Source organism: Gramella sp. KN1008, assembly GCF_004332155.1.
Lineage (GTDB): Bacteria > Bacteroidota > Bacteroidia > Flavobacteriales > Flavobacteriaceae > Christiangramia.
Genome location: NZ_SJDV01000001.1, coordinates 576,874 through 596,336, shown reverse-complemented (window position 1 = coordinate 596,336; position 19,463 = coordinate 576,874). Strand labels below are relative to the sequence as shown.

At 41.1% G+C, this 19,463-nt stretch carries 20 protein-coding genes; 3 read left to right on the top strand and 17 right to left on the bottom strand.

The window, feature by feature from the left end; all coding sequences use genetic code 11:
* Positions 1-285 precede the first annotated feature (285 nt).
* Positions 286-513, top strand: a complete 228-nt coding sequence (locus EZJ28_RS02775; protein WP_131394671.1) for a hypothetical protein — start codon at positions 286-288, stop codon at positions 511-513.
* Positions 514-591: 78 nt separating this feature from the next.
* A complete protein-coding gene (locus EZJ28_RS02770; protein WP_131394670.1) occupies positions 592-837 on the top strand; it encodes a hypothetical protein in 246 nt (81 codons plus the stop codon).
* Positions 838-886: 49 nt separating this feature from the next.
* On the opposite strand, the gene EZJ28_RS02765 is transcribed toward EZJ28_RS02770, so the two are convergent.
* From EZJ28_RS02765 to EZJ28_RS02710, 12 genes are all read right to left on the bottom strand, one after another.
* Positions 887-1,864 (bottom strand): polyprenyl synthetase family protein, encoded by a 978-nt coding sequence (locus EZJ28_RS02765; RefSeq protein WP_131394668.1) that lies wholly within the window; start codon positions 1,862-1,864, stop codon positions 887-889.
* Positions 1,865-1,921: 57 nt separating this feature from the next.
* Positions 1,922-2,965 carry a 23S rRNA (adenine(2503)-C(2))-methyltransferase RlmN gene (gene rlmN, locus EZJ28_RS02760; RefSeq protein ID WP_131394665.1) on the bottom strand — a complete coding sequence of 348 codons (1,044 nt, stop codon included), beginning with the start codon at positions 2,963-2,965 and terminating at the stop codon, positions 1,922-1,924.
* A gap of 117 nt (positions 2,966-3,082) precedes the next feature.
* A complete protein-coding gene (gene queA / locus EZJ28_RS02755; protein WP_207388425.1) occupies positions 3,083-4,138 on the bottom strand; it encodes a tRNA preQ1(34) S-adenosylmethionine ribosyltransferase-isomerase QueA in 1,056 nt (351 codons plus the stop codon).
* A 75-nt stretch (positions 4,139-4,213) separates the two neighbouring features.
* Positions 4,214-5,440 (bottom strand): 3-phosphoshikimate 1-carboxyvinyltransferase, encoded by a 1,227-nt coding sequence (locus EZJ28_RS02750; RefSeq protein WP_131394662.1) that lies wholly within the window; start codon positions 5,438-5,440, stop codon positions 4,214-4,216.
* A 24-nt stretch (positions 5,441-5,464) separates the two neighbouring features.
* Entirely contained in the window at positions 5,465-5,722 is a 258-nt protein-coding gene (locus EZJ28_RS02745) for a hypothetical protein (protein ID WP_131394659.1), read from the bottom strand.
* Positions 5,722-6,048 carry a nucleotide pyrophosphohydrolase gene (locus EZJ28_RS02740; protein WP_131394656.1) on the bottom strand — a complete coding sequence of 109 codons (327 nt, stop codon included), beginning with the start codon at positions 6,046-6,048 and terminating at the stop codon, positions 5,722-5,724. The genes EZJ28_RS02745 and EZJ28_RS02740 overlap by 1 nt, the downstream gene beginning before the upstream one ends.
* Entirely contained in the window at positions 6,049-6,501 is a 453-nt protein-coding gene (gene dtd, locus EZJ28_RS02735; protein WP_131394653.1) for a D-aminoacyl-tRNA deacylase, read from the bottom strand.
* Entirely contained in the window at positions 6,501-7,451 is a 951-nt protein-coding gene (rsgA, locus tag EZJ28_RS02730; protein WP_131394651.1) for a ribosome small subunit-dependent GTPase A, read from the bottom strand. The genes dtd and rsgA overlap by 1 nt, the downstream gene beginning before the upstream one ends.
* Positions 7,452-7,548: 97 nt before the next feature.
* Positions 7,549-8,637: a bifunctional 3-deoxy-7-phosphoheptulonate synthase/chorismate mutase type II gene (locus tag EZJ28_RS02725; protein ID WP_131394649.1), complete on the bottom strand. Its 1,089-nt coding sequence runs from the start codon at positions 8,635-8,637 to the stop codon at positions 7,549-7,551.
* A complete protein-coding gene (locus EZJ28_RS02720; RefSeq protein WP_131394646.1) occupies positions 8,627-9,511 on the bottom strand; it encodes a prephenate dehydrogenase in 885 nt (294 codons plus the stop codon). Before EZJ28_RS02720 ends, EZJ28_RS02725 begins: the two co-directional genes overlap by 11 nt.
* Complete coding sequence (locus EZJ28_RS02715) at positions 9,508-10,653, bottom strand: pyridoxal phosphate-dependent aminotransferase (RefSeq protein ID WP_131394644.1); 1,146 nt, start codon at positions 10,651-10,653, stop codon at positions 9,508-9,510. The genes EZJ28_RS02720 and EZJ28_RS02715 overlap by 4 nt, the downstream gene beginning before the upstream one ends.
* The gene (locus tag EZJ28_RS02710; protein ID WP_131394641.1) at positions 10,650-11,477 is read right to left on the bottom strand and encodes a prephenate dehydratase; all 828 of its coding nucleotides are present in this window, start codon (positions 11,475-11,477) and stop codon (positions 10,650-10,652) included. The genes EZJ28_RS02715 and EZJ28_RS02710 overlap by 4 nt, the downstream gene beginning before the upstream one ends.
* Positions 11,478-11,814: 337 nt before the next feature.
* Here EZJ28_RS02710 and gldA point away from each other — a divergent pair, with 337 nt between their 5' ends.
* On the top strand, positions 11,815-12,732 hold the full coding sequence (gene gldA, locus EZJ28_RS02705) for a gliding motility-associated ABC transporter ATP-binding subunit GldA (RefSeq protein WP_131394639.1): 918 nt from the start codon (positions 11,815-11,817) through the stop codon (positions 12,730-12,732).
* Here gldA and EZJ28_RS02700 read toward each other — a convergent pair.
* From EZJ28_RS02700 to EZJ28_RS02680, 5 genes are all read right to left on the bottom strand, one after another.
* On the bottom strand, positions 12,719-13,468 hold the full coding sequence (locus tag EZJ28_RS02700) for a head GIN domain-containing protein (protein ID WP_131394637.1): 750 nt from the start codon (positions 13,466-13,468) through the stop codon (positions 12,719-12,721). The two genes, gldA and EZJ28_RS02700, sit on opposite strands and share 14 nt — an antisense overlap.
* Positions 13,465-14,568 (bottom strand): acyloxyacyl hydrolase, encoded by a 1,104-nt coding sequence (locus tag EZJ28_RS02695; RefSeq protein ID WP_131394634.1) that lies wholly within the window; start codon positions 14,566-14,568, stop codon positions 13,465-13,467. Before EZJ28_RS02695 ends, EZJ28_RS02700 begins: the two co-directional genes overlap by 4 nt.
* Before the next feature lie 51 nt (positions 14,569-14,619).
* Complete coding sequence (gene metF / locus EZJ28_RS02690) at positions 14,620-15,573, bottom strand: methylenetetrahydrofolate reductase [NAD(P)H] (protein ID WP_131394632.1); 954 nt, start codon at positions 15,571-15,573, stop codon at positions 14,620-14,622.
* Positions 15,574-15,761: 188 nt separating this feature from the next.
* Positions 15,762-18,440 carry a methionine synthase gene (gene metH, locus EZJ28_RS02685; protein WP_131394629.1) on the bottom strand — a complete coding sequence of 893 codons (2,679 nt, stop codon included), beginning with the start codon at positions 18,438-18,440 and terminating at the stop codon, positions 15,762-15,764.
* A 4-nt stretch (positions 18,441-18,444) separates the two neighbouring features.
* Entirely contained in the window at positions 18,445-19,461 is a 1,017-nt protein-coding gene (locus EZJ28_RS02680) for a homocysteine S-methyltransferase family protein (protein ID WP_131394626.1), read from the bottom strand.
* Positions 19,462-19,463: the final 2 nt, after the last annotated feature.

Sequence of the window (19,463 nt, the reverse complement as noted above, 5' to 3'; positions counted from 1 at the left end):
TGCGGCCTATTATAACAGGATAAAATCGAATTTGAATCCCTGAGACTTCCCAGAAATATAGGGATCTCAGGAGCAAAAGAACAGTATTTTGACGATGGAAAAATCAATTTTCAGAAATTGTGGAAATAATATTTTCACCGTAGGATTATTAAAAACCTAGCGAACATGGGACTTCACATACAACATGGGCCTAAACCTTACTGGAAATATTTAAGTGAAAAGAGTCCTTTTGCATAATCAAAAATTGTTTAACTTTGTTTCTTCAACTAATTAAACATTTTAACAATGAAAAAATTATTCTTACTATTTGCCGTAGCAACAATGTCATTATCAATCTACTCTTGTAGAGAAACTACAGAAGAAAAAACCGAAGATGCCGTAGAGGCAATGGGTGAAGATATCGAAAGTGGTGCCGAAGAAGCTGGTCAAGAAATTGAAGAGGCCGGTGAAGAGGTAGAAAATGAAATGGAACAAGAAGTAGAAGAAGAAGTAAATGAGACTGATGACAATTAATCATCTTCTTGCTTAATAAAGATTAAAGCCATTCATTCCCTGAATGGCTTTTTTTAATTAACCCTAAAATCAAATAAAATGAAAAAATCAGTAATCTTAATTCTGGCTATGATATTTAGCCTTTCTATTTATTCCTGCCGCGAAACCACTCAGGAAAAAACTGAAGAAGCTGCAGAAGCTATTGGTGAGGATATTGAAGCCGGAGCCAGAGAAGCAGGAGAAAAAATTAAAAAAGGAGCCGAAAAAGTTGAAGAGGAAATCGATGAAGAAATTCACGACACTGATGATGTAAATAATGAAGAGGCTACCGATGACGCAGCTTAGCTGCTGAACACACTCCAAATAAAAAAGCGAAGTGATAAACTTCGCTTTTTTATTTTTTCCGTTCTATAACATAGTTTACCATGAGCTCAAGACTCTCACGGTACGGAGAGTCAGGATAATCTTCCAGGATAAGCATAGCTTCCTTTTGAAATTCTTTCATCCTTTTCACCGCGTAATCCAAACCTCCGTTATTCTTTACAAACTCTATGACCTCTTTAACCCGCTTCTTATCCTTGTTGTGGTTTTTAACCGAGTTTATCAGCCACTTCTTCTCCTCGTCTGAAACTTTATTCAGTGTATAAATTAAAGGAAGTGTCATTTTTTGTTCCTTGATATCGATCCCTGTTGGTTTACCTATCTTTTCAGTTCCATAATCAAAAAGATCGTCTTTAATTTGAAAGGCCATCCCAATAAGTTCTCCAAACCTTCTCATTTTCGCGATCTCATTACTTTCAGGCCTTACCGAGGCAGCACCCAGACTACAGCAGGCCGCTATAAGAGTAGCCGTCTTCTGTCGGATGATATCGTAATAAACGGTTTCGGTAATATCAAGCCTTCGAGCCTTCTCAATCTGAAGCAATTCCCCTTCACTCATCTCCTTTACGGCAACAGAAATTATTTTAAGTAGATCAAAATCATTGTTATCTATAGATAGTAACAACCCCTTGGATAACAGATAATCCCCTACCAGCACTGCTATCTTATTCTTCCAAAGAGCATTAATACTGAAAAATCCCCGTCTTCTGTTAGAATCATCCACAACGTCATCATGCACAAGGGTAGCCGTATGGATTAGTTCGATGACCGAGGCTCCACGGTAAGTCCTTTCATTCACACTACCATCAGAGACCATCTTAGCCACCAGAAAGACAAACATGGGGCGCATTTGCTTCCCCTTTCTGTTTACTATGTAATGTGTGATTCGATTTAGGAGGGCAACTTTGGAAGACATGGATTCGAAGAACTTCTTCTCAAAAAGTTCCATCTCTTTTTCTACCGGCAGCTTTATTTGGGAAATTACCTTCATAAAGGCCGTAAATATACATATTTATACTGAAGGAAAAGCCCCCGAAACATTAATGAATTAAGCAGATTTATTTGCAAGCTGACCACAGGCCGCATCTATATCCTTTCCTCTTGATCGTCTTACAGTTACCGTAATACCGTTCTCCTCAAGAATATTCTGATACATATTCGTAGCTTCTGAAGCCGCCTGCTGGAAATCACCATCATCTATGGGATTATACTCAATAAGATTCACCTTACACGGAACATATTTACAGAATTTCAATAGCGCCCGGGCGTCTTCAGGAGTATCATTGATATCCTTCCAGACAATATACTCATAGGTGATCCTGCTTTTTGTCTTAGAGTACCAGTACTCCAGCGCTTCCCTAAGATCTTCCAGCGGAAAGGTCTCATTAAAAGGCATAATCTGGGAACGAACCTCATTTCTTGCCGAATGCAGAGAAACAGCCAGTTTTATCTTGGCTTCATCATCTGCCAGTTTCTTGATCATTTTTGGAACCCCCGAGGTGGAAACGGTTATTCGTTTTGGCGACATTCCTAAACCTTCAGGCGAGGTGATCTTTTCAATTGCCTTCATTACATTGTTATAATTCATCAAAGGCTCTCCCATCCCCATAAAGACAATATTGGAAAGAGGCCGATCAAAGTATAGGCGGCTTTCGTTGTCTATTGCCACCACCTGATCGTAGATCTCATCAGGATTCAGGTTTCGCATTCTCTTTAACCTGGCGGTTGCGCAGAACTGGCAATCAAGGCTGCAACCAACCTGAGACGAAACACAGGCGGTAGTGCGTGATTTGGTAGGAATAAGAACAGATTCAACGGTAAGACTATCGTGCAGCTTTACAGCGTTCTTAATGGTACCATCACTGCTTCGTTGCATCCTGTCCACACGAATATGGTTGATAACAAAGTTATCTTTTAGCATCTCTCTTGTCTCTTTTGAGATATTGGTCATATCATCAAAAGAATGCGCAGCTTTGTTCCACAGCCATTCATATACCTGGGTACCTCTAAAGGATTTATCACCGCGAGAGACAAAAAACTCCTGTAGTTGTTCTTTGGTAAGTGCCCGTATGTCTTTTTTCTTTTCCTTCACGCTGCTAAATTACGAAGTTAATATGGAAACCTTCAGTCAGATTATTTTCAGATGCTTACAAAAAAGGCCATAAACCGGAAAGATCAGGTTATGGCCTTTTGTATATAGAAATATTGATTATAAGATCAACATAGCATCTCCATAGGTATAGAACCTGTATTTTTCCTTTACAGCTTCCTCATAAGCCTTCTTCATAAAATCATGTCCGGCAAAAGCCGAAACCATCATCAGCAAGGTAGACTTTGGTGTATGGAAATTGGTGATCATACAATTCGCGATGTTGAAATCGTATGGAGGGAAAATGAACTTATTTGTCCATCCTCCAAATTCATTAAGTGTTTGATTGGATGAAACAGCACTTTCAAGGACTCTCATTACCGTAGTTCCTACTGCACAAACCTTTCGTTTCTCCAGTTTCGCTTTATTGATAACCTCGGTCGCATCTTTGGTAATGAAGGCTTCTTCGCTATCCATCTTATGTTTGGAAAGATCTTCAACCTCCACCGGACTAAAGGTTCCAAGGCCCACATGAAGAGTTACCTCAGCAAAATCAACACCTTTGATCTCAAGTCTTTTTAAAAGATGTTTTGAAAAGTGAAGTCCTGCAGTGGGAGCAGCAACTGCTCCTTCATTTTTCGCATAAATAGTCTGGTAACGTTCTTCATCTTCAGGCTCTACATCTCTCTTTATATATTTAGGAAGTGGCGTTTGTCCCAGTTCTTTCAATTTCTTTCTGAAATCACTGTAAGATCCGTCATAAAGAAATCTCAAAGTTCTACCTCTGGAGGTAGTATTATCTATAACCTCAGCCACAAGACTCTCGTCCTCTCCAAAATAAAGTTTATTACCTATTCTGATCTTTCTTGCAGGATCTACAAGTACATCCCATAATTTGGTTTCAGGATTCAATTCCCTTAAAAGGAATACCTCGATCCTTGCCCCGGTCTTTTCTTTATTACCGTATAACCTGGCCGGAAACACCTTGGTATTATTAAGAACCATCACATCTTCCGGTTCAAAATAATCGATTATATCTTTAAATTTTTTATGCTCAATCGTCTGCTCTTTCCGATTTAGAACCATAAGTCTGGCTTCATCCCTGTGTTCAGACGGATATTCAGCCAAAAGTTCTTTAGGCAGATCAAAATTGAAGTGTGATAGTTTCATTCCCATAGTTCCAGTTTTAAAAGCTGCAAATATACAATCTCAAAACAGGGGTTGTCAAGTAAATGACTATTTATTTGGGAATTATGCAGATTCTGTGGTGCTAAAGCCCAATTTCCTAAGGTCTTTCCAAAAATCGGGATAAGATTTTGAGACCACGTCAGCATCCTCAACAAATAAAGGCACCTTTAAAGCGAGGGGAGCAAAGGCCATGGCCATCCGGTGATCATTATAGGTCTCAACATGAACGCCTTCATTTAAATTATCAGATGGAAAAAGCTGAAGACAATCATGCGTTATAATAACCTTCGCTCCAAACTTCTCCATTTCATTCTTTAAAGCCTGAAGTCTGTCGGTTTCCTTGATCTTTAAAGTATGTAGTCCTTCCAGTTCACATTCCATACCCAGGGCAAGACAGGTCACTGCAATTGTCTGGGCGATATCAGGTGAATTACAAAGGTCTTCATGGATTCTTCTTGATCTTTTAGTATTGTTCTTCTTCAAAACAATACTGTCTCCTTCATAAGTGGTTTCCACTCCAAAATGCTTGTAAATTTCTGCCAGGCACGAGTCACCCTGCCTGCTTGTCTTTCTATAATTGGAAAGTCTGATTTCTGCGGTATTCGAAATCGCCGCGATACTATAGAAATATGAAGCCGAACTCCAATCAGACTCCACAGCAATTGTAGAGGGCGGTAAACTTTCTGAAGGCTCTATATATATGCGGTCTTCGTTAAATCTGCCCTTTATCCCCGCATGCTGAAGGAGCTCAAGGCTCATTAAAATATAAGGGGTAGAAGTTATTCTTCCGTCAAGTATGATCTCCAGGCCATTAGGCAATGACGCACCAATAAGCATTAGGGCTGAAACGTACTGACTGCTTACATTTGCCTGCAGTTTAATAGAATCTGCATGAAGTTTTTTACCCCGGATCTTAAGCGGGGGATAACCCGCTTCGTATAAGTATTCTATATCAGCTCCCATTCGCTGCAGCGCATCTACCAGCAATCTTATGGGCCGCTCTTTCATCCTCTTACTTCCTGTAATATTTACTTCACAACCTTCCTTGGATGCAAAATATGCTGTAAGGAAACGCATTGCAGTTCCGGCATGATGTATATCAATGGTTCCATTCCCTTTTTCAAGAGCTTTTTTAAGAACCACAGTATCATCACTATTTGAAAGATTTTCTATTTGAATATCAGGATACAGCGCCTGAAGGATCAGCAATCGGTTAGATTCACTTTTAGAACCAGTGATCTTTAATTCTGCTTTCAGGTCTAATTCGTTGTTTGAAACTGCTAGGGTCATTAGAAACAATCAAGGTTTAATTACTCATTTATTTTTCTTTTCCTTACTATGGAACTGTCCGAAGGCTAATATGAAACCATAGAGAAAAGCAGCAAGGAACTGAGCTATGATAAATCTGAATAATTTACCATCTGAAGTTCTTTCTTCAAAAAATTCCCCAAAGGCAAATCCTCCGTATTCGAACAACATGGTGATTAGGTTATAAAGAATAAGAAAGGAAAGGCCAAGCCAGAACACAGATTTCCAGAAACTTTTCTGAGAAACTATAGATTTAAAGTTCATTATTGGAGTTTTTTGTTGTTCTTATGCCTGTCTTTATCTCTTTTGGTCTTTAAATCCAGTTTCTTATCAAAAGCTTCCTGCAGATCAACACCTGTTTGATTTGCCAGACAAAGCACCACGAATACAACATCGGCAAGCTCTTCTCCCAGGTCCTTTTCCTTATCGCTCTCTTTTTCGCTTTGCTCACCATACCTACGGGCAATTATCCGGGCCACTTCGCCAACCTCTTCAGTAAGCTGTGCCATATTAGTAAGCTCGTTAAAATAACGAACCCCATGTTCTTTAATCCATTTATCTACCGCTTTCTGTGCGTTCGAAATATCCATTTATTCTCTGTTTTTAGAATCTATCAAAATCGTGACCGGACCATCATTTAGAAGGGAAACCTTCATATCTGCTCCAAACTTTCCTACACCCACCTCTTTTCCTAAATTACCTTCAAATTCATCAATGAATTTAAGGTATAACGGTTCTGCAACCTCTGGCTTGGCAGCTTTAATGTAACTGGGACGATTTCCTTTTTTTGTACTTGCGTGAAGGGTAAACTGGCTTACCACAATCGCATCACCACCTACATCCCTCAGAGAATCATTCATTACCCCATCTTCATCATTGAAGATGCGCATATTGATTATCTTTCTGCAAAGCCAGTCTATATCCTCTTCATTATCATCATCCTCTATTCCTAACAATATTAAAAGGCCTTCATGAATTACCGCACATACCTTATGGTCTACTGTCACCGATGCTTCTGAAACTCTCTGTAATACTGCTCTCATTATTTGTTCTGGTATTGATCTATCCTGTAATTATCATCTTCTCCCTCCATGATCTGGAGGTAACTCTTATACCTGGACCAGGCTATTTCTCCATTTTCAAGCGCTTCTTTTACAGCACATTTAGGCTCTTCCAGGTGCAGGCAATTATGAAATTTACAATCCTGCTTTCTTTCAAAGAATTCAGGAAAATAATCACCTATCTCCTCTCTTTCCATATCCACCACACCAAAACCTTTTATCCCCGGTGTATCAATAATACGCGCGTCAAAACTAAGATCGAACATTTCTGCAAAAGTGGTGGTATGCTGACCCTGACTGTGCTGTCGTGAAATCTCAGCGGTCTTCAGGTCCAGAGAAGGCTCAATAGCATTGATAAGAGTAGATTTTCCGGTACCGCTATGCCCAGAGATCATGCTGGTTTTACCAGTCATCATTTCCTTTACCTTATCTACATTCTTTCCTTTTTTGGCCGAAATACCAATGCATTCATATCCGGCAGAACGATACATTTCAGCGAGGTATTTCACCTCGGCAAGTTCTTCTATGGAATAAGTGTCTATTTTATTAAAAAGAAGCACGGCCGTGATATCATAAGCCTCGGCCGTTACCAGAAACCTATCAATAAATGTGGTTAATGTTGGAGGATTATTCAAAGTGACAAGCAGGAAAACCTGATCAATATTGGAAGCAATGATATGTGTTTGCTTGGATAGGTTTACCGATTTCCGGATGATATAATTATCCCTCTCAAGGATTTTTTTTATGACTCCGGTTTTATCATCAGCTCCCTCTTCAGGGTCAAAGATCACCTTATCTCCTACAGCCACCGGATTGGTACTCTTGATTCCCTGAATGCGGAACTTCCCTTTGATCCGGCACTCATAGAAATCACCATCTTCGGTCTTCACCTGATACCAGCTACCTGTAGACTTATAAACGGTTCCCTGCATTATTGTAAATTATCCATATTATAAGATCAATATAATTCTTCCAATGCAAATTTAACTGAATAATTTCACAAGATTCCAGTAGGAACCGGGTATTCCTTTACCCGATCCCGTCCAGTATCTTTTGCTGGTGGTTAATAGACTCCTGGTGAATAGCCTTGAACATTCTTAGAACAAATTCCTCACTAAGCCCTTTTTCTTCTCCTTCCAGCACCATTTTACCAAGAATCTCATTCCATCTTTTTGTTTGTAAAATAGCGACGTTCTGGTCTTTCTTAACCTGACCGATCTCTTCTGAAATTTTCATCCTTTTTGAAAGTATATCAAGGATCTGACTGTCGGCAATATCAATTTTAGACCTTAGTGTATTTAACTTATTCTGAAATTCCTCGCTGGCGGAAACTTCTTTTCTTACCTGCAGATCTTTCATAATTTGAACCAGAGTTTCAGGAGTTATTTGTTGTGCGGCATCGCTCCATGCTTTATCAGGTGTATGGTGTGTTTCCACCATTATTCCGTCATAATTAAGATCCAGGCCGGTTTGACAAAGATCAAAGATGATATCTCTTCTTCCTGCTATATGAGAAGGATCAAGAATAAGAGGAAGGTCAGGGAACTTATTCTGAAGTTCGATAGGGATCTGCCATTCAGGATTGTTTCTGTATTTCGTTTTCTCATAAGTGGAAAAGCCTCTGTGAATTACTCCCAGATTTGAAATATCTGCGGTATATAGTCTTTCAACGGCCCCCAGCCATAAAGAAAGATCAGGATTCACCGGGTTTTTTACCAGCACTATTTTGTCAGTTCCTTTCAGGGCGTCTGCTATTTCCTGTACAATAAAAGGGGATACTGTAGTTCGCGCCCCGATCCAGAGTATATCCACATCGTGCTTTAGAGCCAGATCTACATGATTAGGGTTCGCAACCTCGGTTGTAGTAAGCATACCTGTTTCTTCCTTGGCCTTCTGAAGCCATTTTAACCCCAGTGCACCTACTCCTTCAAAGTTGCCGGGTCTTGTTCTCGGCTTCCAGATTCCCGCTCTAAGTACCGTTGCATCACTGTCTTTTAACTGATGCGCGATGGTTAAAACCTGTTCTTCCGTTTCGGCACTACAAGGGCCTGCAATTACAAGTGGATGAGATAAATTGAAATCATCCAGCCATTTTCTAAGTTCGCTGCTATTTTCCATTTTCCAGTATTTTTAAATTTTCATTCTGTGTTATTCCGTTTAATACGTCTTTAATATGATTCGTTTTATGCATTTCCTGAAAGACCTCTTCAAAATCGTTTGCCTCCATAAGTTGCCTGAAGTGCTTAAGATTGGAGATATATTCATCCAGGGTTTCTATCACATTTTTCTTATTCTGCCTGAAGATAGGCGTCCACATTTCAGGTGAACTTTTAGCCAGTCGTACCGTGGAAGCAAAACCACTACCTGCCAGATCGAAAATATCCCGTTCATTCTTCTCTTTCTCCAAAACAGTCTTCCCGAGCATAAAAGAACTTATATGAGATAAATGAGAAACGTAAGCTATATGGCGGTCATGTGAAACAGGGTCCATATATCTTATCCTCATCCCGATGGCATGAAATATTTCCAGAGCCTTTTCCTGAAGCTTGAAGGCCGTTTTTTCTATTTCACAAATAATATTCGTTTTGTATTTAAAAAGACCGTGAAGTGCTGCCGTAGGTCCTGAAAATTCAGTTCCTGCAATAGGATGGCCCGCCAGATAGTTCCTGCGTTTAGGATGTTTCGCGACCTTTTCGCATAATTCTTCTTTGGTTGAACCGGCATCGGTCACCACGCAGTTCTCATTTACGACATCAAGAATTTTAGGTAAAATTTCCATGGAAGCGTCTACAGGAATAGCCAGGTAAACAAAATCGGCGTTCACGAGATCATCAAAACCTGCCTTATGATCTATTAGGCCGGCCTCCAGGGCTTCCTGAAGATGTTTTTCATTATGATCAATTCCAAAGATCTCCACATCTTTGACCTCTGCCTTGACATCCAAAGCAAAAGATCCACCTATAAGCCCGGTTCCTATTATATAAACTTTCATCTTCTAATTCGGTTTAATGCCTTTTCTATTAATTCTTCCGGAGCGCAAAGCGAAAATCTCACATAACCTTCTCCATTAGCTCCAAAAATGAATCCCGGTGCGATAAAAACATCGTGATTGTAAAGCAGATCGTCTACTATGTCTTCTGAAGTCTTTCCTTGCGGAACTTTTGCCCATACAAAAAGACCTGCCTGATCCTTTGCAGCTTCACAGCCCAGTTCATTGACCACTTGAAGGATCATTTCCTTTCTATTGGAATAGGTCTTATTCTGCTCATCGAACCAATCCTGGGAGAGCTTAAGAGCTTCTACAGCTCCCGCCTGAACGGGGTAGAACATCCCACTGTCCATATTCGATTTAACCCTGAGAACAGAATTAATATTTTTCTCACTACCTACAAGCATTCCAACTCTCCAGCCAGCCATATTGAAACTCTTGCTAAGAGAGTTCAGTTCCATCACATAATCGCTCAGTTTATCATTCCTCAATATACTTTTAGGATTCTCATTTTGTATAAAACTGTATGGATTATCGTTCACTACCAGTATTTCATGTTTTTCGGCAAAAGCTGTGATCTCATCAAAGAATGATTTGGGTGCCACAGAGCCGGTTGGCATATGAGGATAATTCACCCACATTAATTTTACTTTACTAAGATCCTGTTTTGATAACTTCTCCAGATCGGGGAGCCAGTCATTCTCTGCATTCAGCTCGTAATTTCTTTCAGTGACATCCAGTAATTTTGAAACCGAACTATAGGTAGGATAACCAGGATCCGGCAACAGAACCTCATCACCTGGATTCAGAAATGCCATGGAAATATGCATGATACCTTCTTTACTTCCCATAAGAGGTAAAATTTCGGTTTCGGGATTCAGGCTTCGATCGTAGAATTCATCATAAAAACCCGCGATTGCATCCCTTAATTCCTTGATGCCTTTATATGGCTGATACTGGTGAGCTCCACTGGAACCTACAGCTTTATTAAGCGCTTCGATCACCTGAGGTGGCGGAGCAAGATCGGGGCTACCTATCCCGAGGTTAATGATATCCTTCCCTTTTGAACGTAGCTCGGCTACCTCTCTTAACTTTTTTGAGAAGTAGTATTCCTGTACATTATCAAGTCGTTTTGCCGTGATCATGACAAATTGTTTTTATAAATTCCAAAAATTCTTAATCCTTCGGTCATCAGCTTCAGCACATCCATCGCTCTCTCAAAGTCTTCAGGCATTTCAAAGGTCACATCTACAAAAAATGAATATTTCCAGGGCTCATCAATGATAGGTAATGACTGAATCTTGGTCATATCCAGGTAACAATCCCTTAAGATATTAAGGACCGAAACCAGGCTACCCCTTTCACTTTTAAGATCGAATTTGATGGAGGCTTTATCAAGCTTTTCTCCATTCGGTTTCTTATGTTCGGTTCCCAGCACCAGGAATCGTGTCGCATTGCTTTTAATGGTATGTATCTCTTTTGCCAGTATCTCCAGACCATACATTTCGGCTGCTGCCGGACTCGCCACCGCCGCCACTTTCTTCCGGCCTTCCTCATGTATTCTTTTGGCAGCCTCGGCGGTATCTGCATCCTCGATCAGTTTAATATGAGGATACTGCTTAAAGAACTGCTTACACTGGAGCAGCGCCATAGGGTGCGAAAACACTTTTTTAATATCGGCTATCTCCTGACCTTTCAGCGCCATAAGATTCATATTTACCGGGGTGTAATGTTCACCAACCACACTCAGGTTATACTCATCTATGAGGGCATAGTTCGGCAAAATAGAACCCGCGATACTATTCTCGATCGCCATTACCGCTTCATCAGATTCTTTTGCGGCCAGTTTCTGAGCGAGCTCCTGAAACGAAAGGTGCTCCATCACTTCCACATCTTTATGATAATAATCCATGGCTACCAGATGATGAAAGGAGCCTTTAATGCCCTGAATCCCTATTTTTTTGTTCATATAGCTATCAAAAAAAAGTCTCGATTTTTGATCGAGACTTTTATATAATTTTATTTCAGTTAATCATATAGCATTCCCGATCCTATCTCTAGAATAGAAATAAAAATAATAGAATGCGTTCCAGCTAATTAACCTTGTCATTGTCAATAATTATGAATGACTAAAGTAGTGCTTAAATTTTAGTTTCAAAATATTTATTTCTGAAATTTTGCAGTTTTCTGATATTCGGAAAATCCACTGCTTTTTACTGAGGATTACAATTTAGAGCCTTAATTATTCGTTGGAAGATTGAAAAGTTTTCATCGGCAGGCCTGATAATTATTCCTAATTTTGACCTATGTCTATCACTGTTACTAACATCTCGAAGCATTTCGGAAAGCAAAAAGCGCTGGATAACGTCAATTTCAGTATTTCGAAAGGTGAAATTGTTGGTTTTCTGGGTCCGAATGGTGCAGGCAAATCAACCCTGATGAAGATCCTTACCGGATATCTTTCTGCAGATGAAGGGGAAGCTGAAATTAGCGATATGGATCTGAAGGACCGGGTATCAGAAATTCAGCAACGTATTGGATACCTGCCCGAGCATAATCCTTTATACACTGAAATGTTCGTTAGGGAATACCTCAGGTTTTGTGCTTCGGTCTATAATATCGAGAAGAAACGAGTTGAAGAAGTTATAAAGCTTACCGGTCTTACACCTGAAGCCAATAAAAAAATTGAACAGCTATCCAAAGGTTACCGTCAAAGGGTGGGGCTTGCAGCCGCGCTTCTGCATGATCCTGAAGTACTTATTCTGGATGAGCCAACCACAGGACTGGATCCCAACCAGCTTGTAGAGATCAGGACACTTATTAAGAATATAGGTAAGAACCGGCCGGATGGAAAACCGGGGAAAACCGTTTTCCTATCAACTCATATCATGCAGGAAGTGGAAGCGATTTGCGACCGCGTAATTATTATTAATAAAGGAAAGATCGTTGCCGATAAAAAACTGAAGGACCTGAGAGATGAAAATGAACAGATCATTTTTGTGGAATTCGACTACCGGATCGAGGAAGTAGCACTAAAGAAAATCCCAAATCTTGTTTCGGCAAAAAATACCGGCGGATTCACTTATGAACTTAAGTTCGACACCAATAAAGATATGAGACCCGTGGTTTTTGATTTCGCTCATGACAATGGCTTAAAAACCCTTCAGCTTAATCAAAAAACAAAGAACCTGGAAAGTCTGTTCTCAGAGCTTACTCAAAAATAAGTTTCCCTTTAAAATGTTCGGTCACATTTACAACCGGTGGCCGGTTCACCGAAATAATATCCCCGTAACTGTATATATCCCCCTTAAGACTCTGTTGCGGATTCACAATAAGTTTATTGGTCCCGCGATGGAAGATATCGCAATGCTGCACTATAAGATTTCTTGCTTCCAGCCTTCCGTCCCCTGCGGCAAAGAAGGCATTGAAATTCTCAACCTTTCCCGTGAGGAAAAAATTGGAGATATGATCGGTGGTGATTCGCAGATTCTGAACATCAAGATCTAAAATGAAATCCCCGTCGGTATGAATATCAGGATCCTTTTCCTGGTTTAAGGATCTCAGCCATAGTTCAGGGTAACTTAAAGTGCCAATACTTTCAATCGCACTGGCGGTACTCGTCTGTATCCAGTTTATATTCGGACTGGTAACATAGACTTTAGTGATCTCATACTCCCTGAAGAGGTTACAGGCATTCTCATTTCTCAGGATAAGCCGACCATCCTGTACCCTTACAGCCACATCATTAATCAGATTTTCGCCAGTTTCGATCACTACCTTTTGTTTATCTCCCTGTTCAATAAAAAGTTTTACCCTTTCATAAACCATAATTTCGGTAAACGGATCAAGCTTCACTTCTTCCTGGATAATAGCCCCTGCGGTCTGGAAACAATCAGGCGCCTCTTCAGAACTACAGCCTGAAATCAATAATATCATTATAAGCCCTAAAAACTTTCTCATAACCTGTACCCTATTGAAAATTCCACTGCTTCAGCATTCGCTCCATGCGAGCGTACGGTTGCCGAAGCCCACCAGTCTTTGGTGATCTCCCTTTGAAGCCCTATGCGGTTGTACACCTGTTCCACGTAACTTTTATAAGGATAGTAGGCATAATATCCAAGTTGAGTGATCAGAGACATTTTATTGAACGTGAGTTGATGCCCTACAAAAACCCCGACCCGTTTAGCGTCTGCATCAGGATCATTCTCCTGCTGAGGAAAAGCCACAGCTTTATAGGCAATGAATTCCTCAAGAGAACGGGACATTATAAGTTCAGCACCTCCCAATAAAGTACTTTTTCGGTTTATCACCTTATCAGCATACGCCGCGACGGTTAAAAAAGGTAGCTGCGGTGAGCCGACTACACCGGTGGAGTTAACCCCGCTTCGAACGGCAAAATTATAATGCACCGGTTCCTTGTATTTTTCCTTTTCATCTTTCGGAACATACGCGGGATGAGCTTCGTGGTCCAGCAGATAATTCACCCCCAGATTAAAGGTAAAAGTATTTGTACTGGTATTCGGCGATTTAATATCGGCATTGGAATAATGAATTACCGAAACTCCGGCCTGTAAACCGAATCCGTTAATAATGTTCTTTTTATGATAATTACCCATCAGGTAAGTGGTGCTTAAAAGGTGAGAGCCAAAAGCATTGTTCATATAGTTCTCATCCGGGTCATACGGATTGGTATTATATGCCAGGCCCTGACCTATCCTGAACATCATATTCCTTTTAAAAAAATAGAAACTGAAATGAGCATATAATCCATAAGTCTCGCCCAAATATTGATTCTTAAGGTCCTGGTAGGTGAAAGAATACCCAAAATCAGGATAATTATAGCGCCGCTCCCAATCTTTTAAACCATAGGTCTTTTGATTCCAACTGAGTATAAGCCCTGTAGGATGTCCGGTTATCAGGTGCCCGATATCCCGGTTATGCTCCATGATGGTACCGTAAAAATAACTACCATCCAACGAATAGAATTTGGGAGTTTTTTCCTTCTGCCCCTGCAGGAACAGGCAACATAAGAAAAGTAAGCATGGGACGGTTTTTTTCATACGAAAGCAAATCTAACATATTTACGAAAAAACTCCCTATTGGTTGATCTTCTAAAAAACCGCGGCTGCTATCTTTTGAATATTACTGCTTTTCCCCATGGAATAATAATGAACCGTGGGCACGCCGGCATCTACGAGTTCCTTTGATTGTTTAATGCACCATTCCACTCCAACCTGTCTTACCTCTGCATTGGTCTTACATTTTTCAACTTCATGGATCAGCTCTTCCGGAAGATCAATTTTAAACACCTGGGGTAAGATCTGCAAATGTCTCTCTACCGCGATAGGCTTGATCCCAGGAATTATCGGCACGTCAATCCCCATTTTTTTAGCTTCTTCCACAAACCGGAAAAATTTAGAGTTATCGAAGAACATTTGTGTCACGATATAATCGGCCCCGGCATCTACCTTTTCCTTTAAACGCTTAAGATCTGACTGTAAAGATGGAGCTTCAAGATGCTTTTCAGGATAACCGGCCACCCCAATGCAGAAATCCGATTTATGATCGGCCTCGATCACATCATGAAGATATTTACCGTCGTTCATGTTCCTGATCTGCTTCACCAGGTCACAGGCATATTTATGGCCTCCTTCAGAAGCTTCAAAATACTTCTGATGATTCATCGCATCCCCACGCAGGGCCATTACATTTTCAATTCCCAGATAATGACAATCCACCAGAAGATATTCGGTCTCTTCCCTGGTAAACCCTCCACATAGCACATGCGGAACGGTATCCACGTTATACTTATGTTTTATCGCAGCACAGATTCCTACAGTCCCGGGACGCATTCGTGTAATCTGCCTGTCAAGGAGACCGTCCTTCTCCACATAAACGTACTCTTCTCGTGAGGTAGTAACATCAATAAAAGGCGGCTTGAACTCCATCAAGGGATCAATATTATCATAGAGTTCCCGGATATTCTTTCCTTTCTTCGGCGGAATTATCTCGAAGGAAAATAAAGTTTTGCCATTAGCTTTTTTGATGTGTTCTGTTACTTTCATTAAAACTATAATTCTTTGTTTATGGGCGTTGCCCTGCGGGCCGGGCTTTTCGCTGTATCTTTTACCTTATGCTTCGTCAAGCTCAGCATGACAGGTAAAGGATGCCGCTGCAATCCCTAACGCTCTTACTCTCTATCATTTTCTTAGACCTCACAGGTTTCGAAAACCTGTGAGGTCTGCTTCCGAACTTAATCAGCTATATTCGGATTCAGCCATTTCTCGGCTTTCTCCAAGCTTATTCCTTTTCTCTCAGCAAAATCCTTCACCTGATCTTTCTTGATCTTTCCTACACCAAAATATCTGGCTTCAGGATTCGCAAAATAATAGCCACTTACACTAGCGGCAGGCCACATTGCGAGGCTTTCCGTGAGCTTCACTCCTATCTTTTCTTCCACTTTAAGGACATCCCAAATAGTGAGCTTTTCAAGATGATCGGGACAGGCAGGATATCCCGGTGCAGGCCGAATTCCTTTATAACTCTCCTTTATGAGTTCTTCATTGCTTAAATTCTCATCCGCAGCGTAACCCCATTCCTGAGTTCTAACCTGCTTATGAAGGTATTCTGCAAAAGCTTCGGCCAGCCTGTCGGCAAGGGCCTTGATCATAATTGAATTATAATCGTCATGATCTTTTTGAAATTTCGCGGCAAGCTCTTCAGTCCCAAAACCTGTGGTCACACAGAAACATCCCATATAATCCTGAATTCCACTTTCCTTTGGAGCAACAAAATCGGCCAGCGCGAAATTTGGTTTCCCGCCATGCTTTTTCAATTGCTGTCTCAGGGTTCTGAAAATTGCTTCATTCTCGTTTGAACCATCCTGATACTTTATCTCAATGTCATCATCATTTATAGAGTTCGCAGGAAAAAGTCCGTAGACCGCTTTTGCTTTCAGTAGACCTTCATCCAGTATCTTTTTCAAAAGAACCTGGGCATCATTGAACAGACTTTGTGCCTGCTCTCCCACCTTTTCATCCTTAAGGATATCTGGATAACGGCCATGCAGATCCCAGCTTCTGAAAAACGGAGACCAGTCCAGATAATCTTCAAGTTTTTTAAGGTCAAAATCCTCGATTACCTGTATTCCTAATTTCTTAGGTTTCACAATTGAGGTGCTTTCCCAGTCGATCTGATATTTGTTCTTTCTTGCTTCTTCTATACTTAGAAAAGATTTGACCTTGCTCCTTTTCTTGAAATTCTCCCTGAATTTATCGTATTCAAGCTTCAGATCGCTTTTATATTTTTCACGAGTGCTTTCTTTCAGAAGATCACCAACAACAGTCACAGCGCGGGAAGCATCATTCACGTGAGCCACCGCATGTTTGTACTGCGGATCTATTTTCACAGCAGTGTGGGCTTTCGAAGTCGTTGCCCCACCTATTAATAAAGGGACAGAGAACTCCTGTCGCTCCATCTCTTTGGCGAGGTATACCATCTCATCAAGAGAAGGTGTTATGAGTCCGCTTAGCCCAATGGCATCCACATTCTCTTTTTTAGCAGTTTCGATGATCTTTTCCGGCGGCACCATCACCCCAAGATCTATGATTTCGTAATTGTTACATCCAAGTACCACAGCTACTATATTCTTACCAATATCATGTACATCACCTTTCACCGTAGCCATCAAAACCTTTCCAGCTGACTGGCGGGCATTGGATTTATCAGCTTCTATATATGGCAGCAAATAAGCCACCGCTTTCTTCATAACTCTGGCCGATTTCACCACCTGCGGAAGAAACATTTTTCCACTACCAAACAGATCACCTACCACATTCATTCCTATCATTAAAGGTCCTTCAATAACATCCAGAGGCCTTTCGGCTTCCTGTCTTGCCTGCTCCACATCTTCAACAATAAAGGCATCGATCCCCTTTACCAGGGCATGGGTAATACGTTCCTGCAACGGATTTTCCCGCCAGGAAAGATCAACCTTATTCTCCTTTTTCTTCCCAACTACATTTTCGGCAAAAGCCAGAAGCCTTTCAGTAGCATCATCACGCCGGTCCAGGATCACATCTTCCACATGCTCCAGCAGGTCTTTCGGGATCTCATCATAAACTTCCAGCATACCCGGATTCACGATTCCCATATTCATTCCGGCCTTTATCGCATGGTAAAGGAATACCGAATGCATGGCCTCTCGAACAGGATTATTTCCGCGGAAGGAGAAAGAAACATTACTAACTCCTCCACTAACACTGCAATAAGGAAGGTTCTCCTTCACCCATCGAGTTCCTTCGATAAAATCGATGGCATTTCTCCTATGCTCATCCATTCCGGTTCCTACCGGGAATATATTCAGGTCAAAAATGATGTCTTCAGGCGGAAAATTCACCTTCTTGGTAAGTATATCATAAGAGCGTTTAGCGATCTCTATACGTCTCTCATAATTATCGGCCTGGCCAATCTCATCAAAGGCCATAACGATCACGGCCGCACCGTATCTTCTTATCTTTTTCGCATGTTCAATAAATTCTCCTTCACCCTCTTTAAGACTGATGGAATTCACCACGCATTTTCCCTGAACCACCTGAAGTCCTGCTTCGATGATTTCCCATTTTGAACTATCTATCATAATGGGAACACGTGCAATATCAGGCTCGGCCACGACCAGATTCAGGAATTTAACCATGGCTTCCTTGCCGTCTATAAGTCCGTCATCCATATTTATATCAATGATCTGGGCGCCGCCCTCCACCTGTTCACGGGCAATATCAAGGGCTTCATCATATCTCTCCTCCTTGATGAGTCTCAGGAATTTTCTTGAACCGGCTACATTGGTGCGTTCCCCAACATTTACAAAATTGCTTTCGGGAGTGATCACAAGAGGTTCCAGCCCGGATAATTTTAATGGTCTTATTTGTGACATATACCTAAGCGCTTTGAAGTTGAGGATTCTTTTTAATGGCTCGCGGCTTGTAGTCCTTCGCTATTTCAGCGATCGCTTTTATATGCTTTGGGGTTGTTCCGCAACAACCTCCTAAAATATTTACAAGACCTTTTTCAAGATATTCCTTTATCTGAGCCGCCATTTCCCCTGCATCCTGATCGTATTCACCAAATGCATTGGGCAGCCCGGCATTAGGATAGGCAGAAACGCCGAATTCAGTATTCCTGGCCACTGCCTCAAGGTGAGGTGTAAGTTGTTTTGCGCCCAGGGCACAATTAAAACCAATGCTGAGCAATGGAATGTGAGATATCGAGATCAGAAATGCTTCGGCAGTCTGTCCCGAAAGTGTCCTCCCGGAAGCATCAGTGATGGTACCGCTTACCATTACAGGAATATTGACATTGAGTTCCTCTTTAAGTTCATCTATAGCAAATAAAGCCGCCTTTGCATTCAAAGTATCAAAAACGGTTTCCACAAGCAGAACATCCACGCCTCCTTCAATAAGTGCCCTTGCCTGCTGTTTATAGGCCTGTTGCAATTCCACAAAAGAGATAGCCCTAAAACCGGGATCGTTTACATCAGGAGACATGCTGGCCGTCTTATTGGTAGGACCCATAGCACCGGCCACAAATCTTGGCTTATCAGGATTTTCTTCTGTAAGTTCCTGAGCTACTTTTTTTGCGATCCTTGCCGATTCATAATTAAGCTCATGAACGAGCTCCTCCATTTTATAATCGGCCATAGCGATGGTAGTGCCAGAGAATGTATTGGTTTCCACGATATCGGCGCCCGCTTCAAAATATTTTCTATGTATTTCAGCGATCGCTTCAGGCTGGGTGATAGACAAAAGGTCATTATTACCTTTCAGTGAAACGGGCCAGCCTGCAAATCTTTCTCCACGGAAATCCTCTTCAGAGAAATTATATTCCTGAAGCATGGTCCCCATGGCACCATCCAGAATCAATATTTTTTTTGAGAGTAACTCTTCTAATTTTGACATAT